The organism is Microbacterium marinilacus, from assembly GCF_019753765.1.
GTDB classification, from domain to species: Bacteria; Actinomycetota; Actinomycetes; order Actinomycetales; family Microbacteriaceae; genus Microbacterium; species Microbacterium marinilacus.
On the sequence record NZ_JAIJZW010000010.1, the window covers coordinates 64,927 to 77,740 of the forward strand.

Consider the following 12,814-nt stretch of genomic DNA (forward strand, 5'->3'; position numbering starts at 1 on the left):
GGCCCTCCGGCGCGTCAGCCTGTTACGCACGGTGTCGGCCGCGGCCCGGGGTGCTCCCGGCAGGGCTAACCTGCCCTCATGGATCCGCTCGTCGCGCTCGCGGCGGTCGTCGCCGTGCTGCTCGGCGCGGTCGCGATCGGCGTGGTCGCGCGCCGTCGCGACGGTCGCGTGCGCGCGACCCGCGACGACGAGTCGGCCGTGACGGCCGAGGCGCTCGGACTGGAGGACGCGGCCTTCGGCGAGCGCGCCACGCTGGTGCAGTTCAGCACGGAGCACTGCACGCGCTGCCCCGCGACCCGCCGCGTCCTCGGCGGGATCGCGGACACACGTCACGGGGTCGCGCACGTCGACGTCGATCTGACCCAACGCCCGGACATCGCACGCCGCTTCGGCGTGCTGCAGACCCCGACGACGCTCATCGTGGATGCCGACCGCGCGGTCCACGCCCGCATCGGCGGCGCCCCGCGGGCGCAGGACGTCGACGATCAGCTCGACCGCCTCCTGGAGGAGACCCATGCCTGACGCCCCCGCGGGGATCGACCCGCGCGGCCCGCGCTTCGCGGCCGCGATCACCACCCTGCTGCTGGTCATCGCGACGTACCTGTCGTTCGTCGGCATCTCCACCGCGAGCGGTCCGGCCTCCTTCGGATGGTTCGCCTACCAGCCGTTGGCCGACTCGGTCTTCTTCCCGGGCTCGGTTCTCGCCGAGTCCCCCGTGGGGGCCCGCGCCTCCGACCCCGGCTTCATCGCGGTCGCCGTCGTGGCCGCGCTGTTCGTGTGGGGCGTCGCCTCTCCCCGCACCGCGCCGTGGGGCGTCGTCTTCCGACGCCTGGTGCGCCCGCGTCTTGCCCCGCCCACCGAGCTCGAGGACCCCCGCCCGCCCCGCTTCGCGCAGGGCGTCGGGCTGTTCGTCACGGCGGTGGGGCTCGTCCTGCACCTCGTCGGCGTGCCGTGGGCGCTGCCCGTCGCGGCGGCCGCCGCCCTGATCGCGGCCTTCCTCAACGCGGTGTTCGGCCTGTGCCTCGGCTGCCAGCTCTACCTGCTGCTGCAGCGGGCGGGCGTGGTCGGTCGCACGCGGGTCGCCTGAGCGGATGCCGCCCGGCCCCCTCCCCCGGTGACTCGCGGGGCGTCGGCGGTTAGGCTGGCGGCGACACCGCTCGACGCCGATACGGAGGACGACATGACCGTCACCAGCGAAGCCACGACCGCCTGGACCGGAAGCCTCGCGGAGGGGTCGGGAACCGTCTCGTTCGCCTCCGGCATCGGAGCGTTCCCGGTCGATTGGAAAGCCCGCAGCGAGGGCTCGGACTCGACGACGACGCCCGAGGAGCTCATCGCCGCGGCGCACGCCTCGTGCTTCAGCATGGCGCTCTCCCACGCGCTGAGCGAGAACGGCACTCCCCCGGAGAAGCTCGACACCACCGCCTCCGTCACGTTCAAGCCGGGCACCGGCATCACGGGCAGCCACCTGAACGTCAGCGCCGTCGTGCCGGGCATCGACGCCGCCGCGTTCCAGGAGATCGCCGAGGGCGCGAAGGCGGGCTGCCCCGTCTCGCAGGCGCTTGCCGGCGTGGACATCACCATGGAGGCGCAGCTTGCGTGACGTCGCGTCGCGCTCCGGCGCGGGGCAGCCGTGACGGGGCCGCTGCACGTCGTCGTCGGGGGTGCGTCCGGGCTGATCGGACGCACCCTCGTCTCCTCGCTGCGCGAGCGTGGCGACCGCGTCACCCGTCTCGTGCGGCACGAGCCGGCCGCTACCGACGAGGTGCGCTGGCTCGACGGCTCGCCGCTGGATCCGGAGGTGCTCGCGGGCGCCGACGCCGTCGTCGGGCTCAACGGCGCGAGCATCGGCCGCCTGCCGTGGACGCGCGCGTACCGCAGCCGGCTGCTGTGGTCGCGGCTCACGCCCACCCGCGCGCTGGCTCGCGCTCTCGACGCGCTGCCGGACGGTGAGCGCCCGCTGTTCGTCTCGGGAAGCGCCAGCGGGTACTACGGCTCCGTCCACGGCCGCGAGCTGGCGGAGGACGCTCCTCCCGGCAGCTCGTTCCTGGCGGGCGTGTGCGTCGAATGGGAGAACGCCGCGCGCGTCGCCGGCGACCGCGTCGCGTTCGTCCGCACGGCGGTCGTCCTGCATCCCAAGGGCGTCCTGAAGCCCCTGATGGCGCTGACGCGCGCCGGGGTCTCCGGGCCCCTGGGTTCGGGCGCTCAGGCCTGGCCCTGGATCTCGCTCGAGGACGAGGTGCGGGGCATCCTGCACGTGATCGACAACGACATCACGGGCCCGGTCAATCTCGCGGGGCCCACGCGGGCGACGGCGAACGACATCGGCTTCGCGCTCGCGAGGCGGTTGAACCGCCCCTACGCCCTGCGCGCCCCCGCGTTCGCGCTGCGCACGGTGCTCGGCCGCACGTTCGCCGACGACGTGCTGCTGTCGGACGCGCATGTCGTGCCGGGCACGCTGGCCGCTTCGGGCTTCGAGTTCCGCCATGCGACGGCCGAGGAGGCGATCGCGGCGGCGGTGACCGCCTGATCCGGGGTCGTCCGCCGGCTCAGCGCTCGCGCCTGATGGCCTCTCGCACGGCTCCGCGCGCGCGGCGGCGGTCTCCGGCGGCGTCGTAGGCGAGGCTCAGCCGGAACCACGCCCGCCAGTCGTCGGGATGCCTCTCGACCTCCTCGCGATAGCGGGGGAACACGGCGTCGCCGTCGGCACGGGAGACGCGGCCGCTCGGGCTGGTCGTCACCACGTCGTCGGGCAGGCCGCCCTCGGCCTCGAGGCGGCGACCCAGCCGCTCGGCGCGCACGCCGAACCACAGCTCGCGACCGAGCCCCCACACCGCCAGCAGCGGCAGGACGATCAGCGCCACGCCCATGGCGATCGCGACGGGCTCACCGGTCTGCACCATCACCACGGCACGCCAGCCGACGAGCGCGATGTAGCCGAGGAGCAGCACGGCCATCACGGCCACGCCGATGCGAACGCTCACGTGCTGGTCGCCTGCGCGACCTGTCCCGGGGCGGTGCCGGCGTCGACCGGGCTGTCGTCGGCGGGACGGGGCGTGCCCATCCCGATGTCGATGAAGCTCTCGAGGCCGACGACGACGCCACGGGCCTCGACCGACCGCTCCAGCGCGATGCGGATGCCCGGCGCGTACGCCGCGGCGGAGTCGGTGGTGTCGTGGACGATCGTCAGCGCCTCGCCGGGACCCGAGAGGATCGTCTCCTGGCGCGCGACCACGCCGGGACGTCGCAGCGAGTGCACCGGCACGCTGGCGACCTGCTGCCCCCGGGCGCGCTGGTCGACGTGGGGCGCCTCGACGGGCGTGCCTCGGGCCGCGGTGATGAGCTCGGCGGTGCGGACGGCCGTGCCGCTCGGCGAGTCGATCTTCGACTCGCGGTGCGTCTCGACGATCTCGGCGAACGGGAAGAACCGTGCGGAGGCGGCGGCGATCGCGCTGCCGATCACCGAGCCGAGCGAGAAGTTCGGGATGAACACCGCGCCGGTGCCGGCCGCGTCGACCAGGGGGCGCACGAGAGCGATGCGCTCGGCCGACCAGCCGCTGGTGCCGACGAGCACGTTGAGGCCGCGCTCGATCGCGGCGCGGACCACGTCGATGCTGACGGCGGGGGTGGACGCGTCGACCACGAGGTCGGCGCCGTCGAGCTCTGCCAGGTCGCTGCGTGAGGTCAGGACGGCCACGACCTCGAAGCCGTCGAGCGCGTCGACGACCTCGTGGATGATGCCGCCGAGCTTTCCCGTGCCGCCGACGAGCGCGATCCGTGTCGTCATGCGACCATCCTATTCGCCGGGCGCGGCGCCGAGCGCGCGTGGGAGCCCCGGGCGCGCGGGCGTACGCTCGATATCCGTGATCACGTTCCGCGCCGCCTCCCCCGCCGACCCAGACGCCCGCGAGCTGATCGTGGAGTACTTCGCGGAGCGCGCCGCCGGTTTCCCCGGCGAGTACCGGCCCACGCTCCCGGGACCCGACGCCTTCCGGGCCCCCGACGGCGTGCTGCTGCTGGCCGAGCACGCCGAGCGCGGGCTGATCGGATGCGGCGCGATCCGCCGGATCGCCGACGGCCCGCACGGCGTGCGGTTCGAGGTCAAGCACGTCTATACCCGCCCGACGGCCCGCGGCCTCGGCGCCGGCCGTCTGCTCGTCGAGGAGCTCGAGAGCCGTGCCCGTGCCTGGGGCGCCCGCGAGCTCGTGCTCGACACGCATCACACGCTCGAGGCGGCCGCGGCGCTCTACGCCCGCGCGGGCTTCGGGCCGATCGACGCCTACAACGACAACCCCAACGCCGACCGCTGGTACGGCAAGACGCTGGACTGATCCCTCGTGCCGTGACCGCGGGTACGCGGTCACGGAGGTGACCGGAACAGTCGTCGGATCAGCCGGCCGCTCGTCGGACAGCAACCCGCTGTCGCGTCCCTCATGCATCGCCACGCGACATCTGCACCACAGCTCCGACGACCGGGCTATGGATCCGACGGGCGGGCGTTAGCGTGGCGGGATGGGATCACACGATCCGCGCGCGGCGGACGAGCGGACGGCGGAGACCCGGCGGCTGTACGCGACGGTCGCCGACACGTACGCGTCGGCGCTGCGCGACGCGAGCGCCGAGAGCCCGCGGGACCTCGCGCTCATCGACGAGTTCATCGCGGCGATCCCGGCGGGGGCGGCCCCGGTGCTCGACGCCGGCTGCGGCACAGGACGCATGCTGGGCCATCTCGCGGCGCGCGGCGTGGCCCCGCTCGTCGGCGTCGACCTGTCGCCCGAGATGCTGGCGCACGCGGGCCGGGCCCGCCCCGAGGTGCCGCTGGCCGTCGCGGACCTGCGGCGGCTGCCGTTCGCGGACGGGTCCGTGCGGGCAGCGCTCTGCTGGTACGCGATCATCCACGCCCCCGAGGACGACGTCGAGACGATCGCCGCCGAGCTGGCGCGCGTGCTGCTGCCCGGTGCCCCGACGCTGCTGGGCTTCCAGGCGGGCACCGGCGAACGCGTCTCCGAGCGCGCCTACGGCCACGATGTGACGCTGCGCGGGGTGCTGCACGAGCCGGCGCGCATCGCCGACCTGCTGCGCGGCGCCGGCCTCGAGGTGCTCGCCGTCGAGCGACGCGACCCGGTCGGGCACGAGAGACAGCCCCAGGGGTTCGTGCTCGCCCGGCGCTGAGCGCCCGGTGGGGATGCCGTCCGGAGGGACGGCGCCGGGCTCCGCCGTCAGAACGTGATGGCGTCGGGCAGGCCCGTGCGCAGCTCGACCGGGAGGTGCGACAGGTCGTTGTGGGTCAGCAGGCTCCACGGGCGTCCCTGGCGCTGCGCGATGACCGTGAGGCCGCAGTTGGCCTGGTTGAGCGTCATCCAGCGCCACTCCGGCGCTCCGAGCACCTCGCGCACGAACCATGAGATGACGAAGTTGTGGGTGATCAGCAGCTCGTGGACGTCGCCGGGCTTGCGCACGAGGAACTCGCCCACCGCATCCGCCATCTGAGCGGTGCCCGCCTCGATCTGCGCCTCGGTGATGCCGCCGAAGAACGGCTCGAACACCGCCGGGGTCTCGTCGGTGATGCCGGTCGGCACGCAGTCGAACAGCAGCGCGTGCGGCTGCGGCGTGACGGACGGGAGACGCTCGGCGATGATCCGCGCGGTGTCGGTGGCGCGCACCAGCGGCGAGTGCCAGACGGCGTCGAGCGGGATGCCCGACATCCGGTCGGCGATCAGCTCGGCCTGCCGCCGCCCTCGGGGAGACAGCGGGCCGTCCTCCATGCCGTGCTCGGCGTCCTGCTGCTCGCCGTGACGGACGAGATAGATGTAGTGCGCCACCGTCTCACCCCGTCCCCACGCGTGTCCGTCGTCTCTCGGATCGGCCGCCGTGGCCGATGGACCGGGCGGGGCACGGTCGGAAGGTGATCCGGGGCGCACCGCGTGAGGTCCTCCCCCACACTACGTGACGCCACCGACGCGCGACCCGGAAGTCTCACCCGCCGGGGCGGCGAGCGTCAGTCGGCGGCCCTGCTCAGCTCCGACAGGTGCGCGCGGGTGAGACGCACGCCGACGCCCTGCACGAGCTCGTCGAGCTGCGCCGCCGAGTCGACGTTCACGATCGGCGCCACCACGCCGCGCTGCGCCAGCAGCCAGGCCACGGCGACGGCCGCGTGCGGCGCCGCCAGCTCGGCGGCGATCGCGTCCATCGCCTTCAGCACGCGCAGCCCGCGTTTGTTCAGGCTGCCGGCGAGCTGCTGCCCCCGGGTCGAGGCCGCGACGTCCTGCCGCGAGCGATGCCGACCCGATAGGAAGCCGTGCTCGAGCGCATGCGACGGCGTCACCGCGAGGCTCTGCGCACCCGCCACCAGCCGCAGGTCACCCGCGAACGCCTCGCGGCGCAGCACGTTGTAGGGCACGTCGACGGCGGCGATCCGCGGATAGCCGGCGGACGCCAGGATGCGCGCCTCGACCAGCTGCTCCGCGCCGAGGCCGTACGAGCCGACGTGACGCACCTTGCCCGCCTCGATCAGCCACTCGGCGGTGGCGAGGGTGTCCTCGATCACACCGGCGGGCTCGGCGGTGGCGTCGAGGTACAGCACGTCGATGCGATCGGTGCCGAGCCGGGTGAGCGACGCCTCGACCGCGCGCACGAGATTGACCGAACCGAGGCCGGGGTTGTCGGGGTGGTCGCCCACCCGGACGGCGAGCACCATGTCGTCGCGCACGCCGCGCGCACGGAGCCATCGCCCGATGATGTACTCGCTGCGCCCGGCCGAGAAGCTGTCGGCCGTGTGCACCGCGTTGCCGCCGTACGCGGCGAACCTGTCGAGGAGCGCATCGGCGCCGTCCTGGTCGACCGTCCAGCCGAACTCGGCGCCGCCCAGCATGAGCGGGAAGACCTGCAGCCCCGTGTCTCCGAGCGGCGCGCGGACCAGGGCGCCCACTGCGGGACCCTGGACGGGGATCGGGGCGGAGGGATGCGCGGCGGGAGCCGCCTGCGTCTCGGCGATCGTCTCGTCCATCGGTGCACCCCCTCACGGCTCACCTCCCCCGAGGGACCCGCCCGGCACCGCTCGCGCGATGCGTTGCTCCGAGCGTATTGCAGCCCCGCGACACCGCCGCGCGCCGCGCCGGTAACGCTTTCGTCACGGCGTCGCCGTCTTCCCGGTGAGCGGATCGGCGCGGACGCCGAACGGCCCGCCCATCCGGAGATGAGCGGGCCGTTCGCGCGCCCGCGGGGACGCCGCGGACAGGGCGTGATCACGCCTCGACGGGTGCCTCCACCGGCGGCACGTCGCCAGCCGGGGCCTCGTCGACGACGGGCTCGAGGGCCATCTTGCCGCGGTCGTCGATCTCGGCGATGCGGACCAGGATCTTCTGGCCCACCGACACGACGTCCTCGATGTTCTCGACGCGCTTGCCGCCGTTGAGCTTGCGGATCTGCGTCACGTGCATGCGACCGTCCTTGCCCGGCAGCAGCGAGATGAACGCGCCCGAGGGGATGATCTTCACGACCGTGCCGAGGAACTGCTCGCCGATCTCCGGGTTGGTGGGGTTGGCGATCGCGTTCACCTGGGCGCGGGCGGCCTCGGCCGAGGGGCCGTCGGTCGCGCCGATGTAGACGGTGCCGTCCTCCTCGATGGAGATCTGCGCACCGGTCTCGTCCTGGATCGCGTTGATCGTCTTGCCCTTGGGGCCGATCAGCTCGCCGATCTTGTCCACCGGGATCTGCACGCTGATGACGCGCGGCGCGGTCGGCGCCATCTCGTCGGGAGCGTCGATCGCGGCGTTCAGCACCTCGAGGATGCGCGTGCGCGCGTCCTTCGCCTGCGTCAGCGCGCCGGCGAGCACCTCGGACGGGATGCCGTCGAGCTTCGTGTCGAGCTGGATCGCGGTGATGAACTCCGACGTGCCGGCGACCTTGAAGTCCATGTCGCCGAGGGCGTCCTCGGCGCCGAGGATGTCGGTCAGCGCGGCGTAGCGCGTCTGGCCGTCCACCTGGTCGGTGACCAGGCCCATGGCGATGCCGGCGACGGGGGCGCGCAGCGGCACACCCGCGTTCAGCAGCGACAGGGTCGAGGCGCAGACCGAGCCCATCGACGTGGAGCCGTTCGAGCCCAGGGCCTCGGACACCTGACGGATCGCGTAGGGGAACTCCTCGCGCGACGGCAGGACGGGCACGAGGGCGCGCTCGGCCAGGAAGCCGTGCCCGATCTCGCGGCGCTTCGGGCTGCCCACGCGGCCGGTCTCGCCGGTCGAGTAGGGCGGGAAGTTGTAGTGGTGCATGTAGCGCTTGCTCGTGGTGGGCGACAGCGAGTCGATCTGCTGCTCCATCTTGAGCATGTTCAGCGTGGTGACGCCCATGATCTGGGTCTCGCCGCGCTGGAAGATCGCCGACCCGTGGACGCGCGGGATGACCTGCACCTCGGCGTCGAGCGGACGGATGTCGGCGAGGCCGCGGCCGTCCATGCGGACGCCCTCGGCGAGGATGCGGCCGCGCACGATCTTCTTCGTCACCGACTTGTAGGCGGCGGAGAACTCGAGCGGGGCGGCGGCCGGCAGCTCGCCGGCCTCGACCTTCTCGACCAGCTCGGCCTTGACGCGGGCCTTGACCTCGTCGTCGGCGTTCTGGCGCTCCTGCTTGTCGGCGATCTGGTACACCTTCACCAGGTCGTCGTAGGCCTTCTCGTTGACGAACGCGAAGGTCTCGTCGCTGTAGGCCGGGAACACCGGGAACTCCAGCGGCGCCTTCGTCGAGGCGGCGGCCATCTCGGCCTGCGCCGCGACGAGCTGCTTGATGAACGGCTTGGCGGCCTCGAGGCCACCGGCGACGATCTCCTCGTTGGGCTTGGTCGCGCCGGCCTTGATGAGGTTCCAGCTGTTCTCGGTGGCCTCGGCCTCGACCATCATGATCGCGACGTCGCCGTTGTCCAGCACGCGACCGGCGACCATCAGGTCGAACACGGCCGACTCGACCTGCTCGACGTTCGGGAACGCGACCCACTGGTCGTCGTTCTCGCCGTGGCCGGGGATGAGCGCCAGGCGCACGCCGGCGATCGGGCCGGAGAACGGCAGGCCGGAGATCTGCGTCGATGCCGAGGCGGCGTTGATCGCGAGCGCGTCGTAGTACTCGCCCGGCGCGATCGACAGCACGGTGACGACGATCTGGACCTCGTTGCGCAGGCCGTCGACGAACGACGGGCGCAGCGGGCGGTCGATCAGACGGCACACCAGGATCGCCTCGGTCGAGGGACGACCCTCACGACGGAAGAACGAACCAGGGATCTTGCCGGCGGCGTACGAGCGCTCCTCGACGTCGACGGTCAGCGGGAAGAAGTCGAAGCCCTCGCGAGGGTGCTTGCCCGCGCTCGTGGCCGAGAGGAGCATCGTCTCCTCGTCGAGGTATGCGGCGACGGCGCCCTGCGCCTGCTGCGCGAGACGACCGGTCTCGAAGCGGATCGTGCGGGTGCCGAAGCGGCCGTTGTCGAGAACGGCCTCGGCGGCGGTGATTTCAGGACCTTCCAAGAGGTCTGTCTCCTTCTGTATGCCCCGCGGATCGCGGGGGCTCACGTCAGGAGCAGGGGAACAGGCAGATATAGACGCATGGCGTATCTGTCACGCTCGCCTGCGCTGGCCACCAGGAGAAATCCACCAGACCGGGTCCGTCGGGACCGACGCCTGGGAGACCACTTCAGGGGACCAGCTTCCTGCCAGCCTGCTCCGTGTGCGTATGGAATTTTCGGGCGAGGGCCGCGATGCGGGTCCGACGCTCCCTCACACCCTATCAGCGGCGACGCCCGTCGGTCAGGGGCTGTCGCCACCCGGAGCGGCGTGGCACCGTGGAACGCATGGCTGACTTCCCCGAGCAGAGCACCCCGGACGCGGAGCGCGAGGTCGATCTCGCCGACGACGCCGAGCTGGAGCTGCCGCCGCCCACCCTCGACCCCGACGAGGCGATCGAGGCGGACGCGGATCCGGTCGTCGACGACGAGAGGGACGAGGCCCGCGGCGCGGGTGCGCTCGACGAGTAGCTCGTCACCCCTCCGCGAAGCGCTCCGCCCCGGTCAGCCCAGTTTGCTGCGCCGGGGGGCGTCGCGGCCCGGGATGACGACGTAGCCGGCGTGCTTCGGCACCAGGCCGTCGCCCGCCGTGCGTCCGCGCAGGCGCCGCCACACCCACGGCAGGGCGTGCACCCGCAGCCAGTCGCCCTGCGGCGCCGGGTCGTCGTCGGGCTCGAAGCCGTGCAGCGAGTCGTCGAGCCGGCCGAGCGCCTCGGCGTCGGGCACGCCCAGCGCCTCGGCGGCCCGATACGCGAGGTAACGGTGCCCGCGCGAGCTGAGGTGCACCTTGTCGTCGGCGTACATCGTCGGATCGCCGAGGGCGGTGAGGGCGGCGGCGTCCAGCAGGTACGAGTCGGTCTCCGCGGCGATGCGGCGCAGCTGCGCCGCATAGACCGCGAAGCGTCGCGCGAACAGTCGCGCCGGCTGCCGGTCCGGCAGGAACGGGGTCACCAGCAGGACGTCCGCACCCGTCGCCCGCACGCCCCGCACCACCGTCTCGACCTGCGCCGCCAGCCGCAGCGGGTCGGCGCTGTGGCGGACGAGGTCGTTCGCGCCCATGAAGACGGAAACGAGATCGGGTGACATCCCGACCGCCCGCGGCGCCTGCTCGTCCGCGAGATCGCGCACCCGCCGGCTGCGGACGGCGAGGTTGGCGTACTGGAACCCGCCTCGCCCCTGCGCCAGCAGCGTCGCCAGGCGGTCGGCCCAGCCCCGGTACTCGCCGGCGGCCATGCGCGACGTGTCGCACAGCCCCTCGGTGATCGAGTCACCGAGGGCGACGTACCGCCGCCAGGCACGGCGGCGCGGCGGCTCGACCGTCTCGGGCCGCGACATCCCGCGCCCGCGGCGGGCGTCGTCGATCGGCCGCAGGCGCTGCGCCTCGCGGTAGTAGTCGATGAGCTGGTCGCCCAGCGCCTCCCAGGTGCGGGCGGCCACGCCCTCGCGCGCGGCGCGGCCGAACGATCTCCGCTTCGCGTCGTCGCCGGTGAGGTCGAGCACCCGCCCGCGCAGGTCGCCGAGGTCGCCCGGCCGGTACAGCCAGCCGTCGACGCTCGAGCGCACGAGGTCCACCGGTCCGCCCCGGCCGGTCGCGACGACGGGCACGCCGCTCGACAGCGCCTCCTGCACCGTCTGGCAGAACGTCTCGCTCTCGCCGGGATGCACGAACACGTCGAGGCTGGCGAGCGCGCGAGCGAGCTCGTCTCCGCCGAGGAATCCCGTGAAGACGGCGCCCGGCAGCTCGCGCTCGAGACGCGCGCGCTCGGGACCGTCGCCGATGACGACCAGGCGCACGCCGGGCAGGCCGCACAGCACGCGCAGGTCGGCGACCTGCTTCTCCGCCGCGAGGCGCCCCACGTAGCCGACGAGCAGCTCCCCCGGCGCGACCCGCGCGCGCCATGCCTCGCTCCGCCGGTCGGGACGGAAGCGCTCCGCGTCGACGCCTCGGCCCCAGCGGCGCAGCCGATCGATGCGCAGCGCCGCGAGCTGCGACTCGGAGGCCGACGACGGCGCCAGCGTCAGGGTCGCGCGCCGATGCAGCCGGGCGACGTGGGCCGAGGCCAGCGGCGCCGCTCCCGGCACGCCGTAACGCTCGGCGTAGGCGATGACGTCGGTCTGGTAGACCGCGACGCTCGGCAGCCGGAGAGCGTCGGCCGCGGCCTGCCCCTTCCAGCCGAGTGCGAACGGCGAGGCCAGGTGGACGACGTCGGCGTGGAAGCCGCGCAGCACCCGCGCCACGCGCGCGGTGGCGGGATACGCGACCCGGACGTCCGGGTACGACGGCATCGGCATCGACGGCAGGAGCACCGTGTTGGAGGAGGCGCGGGCGGCGGCCCCGCGCTGCGCCGACGCGCCGGCGTCGGGGGCGATCACGAGCGTGTCGTGACCGCGGCGTTCGAGGTGACGGACCATCTGCAGAACGGAGTGCGTGACCCCGTTCATGTGCGGCAGGAAGGACTCTGCGACCAGCGCGACTCTCACGCCTCCAGCGTGGCGCGACGCGCGGCGGCGGCAGGCCGGCCCGCACGCCGCTTCGCCGACCGTTCACCCGGCGTTGGCCGGGTTTCACCCTCCGCACCCCGCCGCGTCACCCTCCGCTCCCCCGCCCGACACCGGACATCCCGACGGCGTCGTTCGCCGGCCGTTCACCGGGGGCGGGTACACACGTGTCGTGGACGAGGTGATCTCCGGCCTGGCCGCGAACCCCTGGGCGCTGGTGGTGCTTGCGGGCATCGTGTTCGCCGACGCGTTCCTGGTGGTCGTGCCGGGCGAGGTCGCCGTCACCGCCCTGGGCACGGTCGCCGTGACGCAGGGGCTGCCGCCGCTCTGGGCCGTCATCCTCATCGGCGGGCTGGCGGCCTTCGCCGGCGACGTGTGCTGCTACGCCGTCGGCAGGCTGCTGCACCCGCGCACCTGGCGCGTGATGCGGCACGCCCGCCTGCAGCGCGCACTCGACTGGGGAGCCTCGCGCCTGCGCACGCACGCCGCGACCGCGGTCTTCACCGCCCGCTTCATCCCGTTCGGACGTCTCGCCGTCAACCTCTCGGCCGGCGCGGCGAGCGTCCCGGCAGGCCGATACCTGCCGATCGCGGCCGTCGCAGCGGTGGCCTGGGCGGCGTTCCAGGCCATGGTCGGCGCCGCGATCGGATCGGTCGTCCCAGGCGGCACCGTGGTGGCGGTGCTCGTCTCCATCGCGGCCGCGCTCGTCGTGGGCTGGACGGTGGACTTCGTGATCGGCCGCCTCCGACCCGCCTGAGCGCGGTCCGGTCC

General features: G+C 73.5%; 14 protein-coding genes. 8 read left to right on the plus strand and 6 right to left on the minus strand.

What is annotated here, in order from left to right; translation table 11 throughout:
* Window positions 1–78 precede the first annotated feature (78 nt).
* The 4 genes from K5S26_RS15075 to K5S26_RS15090 all read left to right on the plus strand — a co-directional run bounded on the left by K5S26_RS15075 (window position 79) and on the right by K5S26_RS15090 (window position 2,530).
* A complete protein-coding gene (locus K5S26_RS15075) occupies window positions 79–522 on the plus strand; it encodes a TlpA family protein disulfide reductase (RefSeq protein WP_221859675.1) in 444 nt (147 codons plus the stop codon).
* Window positions 515–1,087 carry a DUF4395 domain-containing protein gene (locus tag K5S26_RS15080; RefSeq protein ID WP_221859677.1) on the plus strand — a complete coding sequence of 191 codons (573 nt, stop codon included), beginning with the start codon at window positions 515–517 and terminating at the stop codon, window positions 1,085–1,087. The genes K5S26_RS15075 and K5S26_RS15080 overlap by 8 nt, the downstream gene beginning before the upstream one ends.
* A gap of 93 nt (window positions 1,088–1,180) precedes the next feature.
* Window positions 1,181–1,603, plus strand: coding sequence for an OsmC family peroxiredoxin (locus K5S26_RS15085; protein WP_221859679.1), 423 nt, complete (start codon window positions 1,181–1,183; stop codon window positions 1,601–1,603).
* 30 nt (window positions 1,604–1,633) lie between these two features.
* Complete coding sequence (locus tag K5S26_RS15090) at window positions 1,634–2,530, plus strand: TIGR01777 family oxidoreductase (protein WP_308123006.1); 897 nt, start codon at window positions 1,634–1,636, stop codon at window positions 2,528–2,530.
* A 19-nt stretch (window positions 2,531–2,549) separates the two neighbouring features.
* On the opposite strand, the gene K5S26_RS15095 is transcribed toward K5S26_RS15090, so the two are convergent.
* Together K5S26_RS15095 and dapB are read right to left on the minus strand one after the other, a co-directional pair.
* Window positions 2,550–2,984 carry a tetratricopeptide repeat protein gene (locus K5S26_RS15095; protein WP_221859681.1) on the minus strand — a complete coding sequence of 145 codons (435 nt, stop codon included), beginning with the start codon at window positions 2,982–2,984 and terminating at the stop codon, window positions 2,550–2,552.
* Window positions 2,981–3,787, minus strand: coding sequence for a 4-hydroxy-tetrahydrodipicolinate reductase (gene dapB / locus K5S26_RS15100; RefSeq protein ID WP_221859683.1), 807 nt, complete (start codon window positions 3,785–3,787; stop codon window positions 2,981–2,983). The genes K5S26_RS15095 and dapB overlap by 4 nt, the downstream gene beginning before the upstream one ends.
* A gap of 76 nt (window positions 3,788–3,863) precedes the next feature.
* Between dapB and K5S26_RS15105 the strand changes: the two genes are divergently transcribed.
* Both K5S26_RS15105 and K5S26_RS15110 read left to right on the plus strand, forming a co-directional pair.
* Entirely contained in the window at window positions 3,864–4,331 is a 468-nt protein-coding gene (locus tag K5S26_RS15105) for a GNAT family N-acetyltransferase (RefSeq protein ID WP_308123008.1), read from the plus strand.
* A 181-nt stretch (window positions 4,332–4,512) separates the two neighbouring features.
* Window positions 4,513–5,172, plus strand: a complete 660-nt coding sequence (locus K5S26_RS15110) for a class I SAM-dependent methyltransferase (protein WP_221859685.1) — start codon at window positions 4,513–4,515, stop codon at window positions 5,170–5,172.
* Between the two features lie 47 nt (window positions 5,173–5,219).
* On the opposite strand, the gene K5S26_RS15115 is transcribed toward K5S26_RS15110, so the two are convergent.
* From K5S26_RS15115 to K5S26_RS15125, 3 genes are all read right to left on the minus strand, one after another.
* Window positions 5,220–5,822 (minus strand): histidine phosphatase family protein, encoded by a 603-nt coding sequence (locus K5S26_RS15115; RefSeq protein ID WP_221859686.1) that lies wholly within the window; start codon window positions 5,820–5,822, stop codon window positions 5,220–5,222.
* Window positions 5,823–5,998: 176 nt separating this feature from the next.
* Window positions 5,999–7,006: an aldo/keto reductase gene (locus tag K5S26_RS15120; protein ID WP_221859687.1), complete on the minus strand. Its 1,008-nt coding sequence runs from the start codon at window positions 7,004–7,006 to the stop codon at window positions 5,999–6,001.
* Between the two features lie 238 nt (window positions 7,007–7,244).
* Window positions 7,245–9,509 carry a polyribonucleotide nucleotidyltransferase gene (locus tag K5S26_RS15125; protein ID WP_221859689.1) on the minus strand — a complete coding sequence of 755 codons (2,265 nt, stop codon included), beginning with the start codon at window positions 9,507–9,509 and terminating at the stop codon, window positions 7,245–7,247.
* A gap of 323 nt (window positions 9,510–9,832) precedes the next feature.
* Here K5S26_RS15125 and K5S26_RS15130 point away from each other — a divergent pair, with 323 nt between their 5' ends.
* Window positions 9,833–10,015, plus strand: a complete 183-nt coding sequence (locus K5S26_RS15130; RefSeq protein WP_221859692.1) for a hypothetical protein — start codon at window positions 9,833–9,835, stop codon at window positions 10,013–10,015.
* Between the two features lie 33 nt (window positions 10,016–10,048).
* Here the strand turns inward: K5S26_RS15130 and K5S26_RS15135 are convergent, their stop codons facing one another.
* Window positions 10,049–12,025, minus strand: coding sequence for a GDSL-type esterase/lipase family protein (locus tag K5S26_RS15135; RefSeq protein WP_221859694.1), 1,977 nt, complete (start codon window positions 12,023–12,025; stop codon window positions 10,049–10,051).
* 190 nt (window positions 12,026–12,215) lie between these two features.
* On the opposite strand from K5S26_RS15135, the gene K5S26_RS15140 reads away from it, so the two are divergent.
* Window positions 12,216–12,800, plus strand: coding sequence for a DedA family protein (locus K5S26_RS15140; RefSeq protein ID WP_308123009.1), 585 nt, complete (start codon window positions 12,216–12,218; stop codon window positions 12,798–12,800).
* Window positions 12,801–12,814 lie beyond the last annotated feature (14 nt).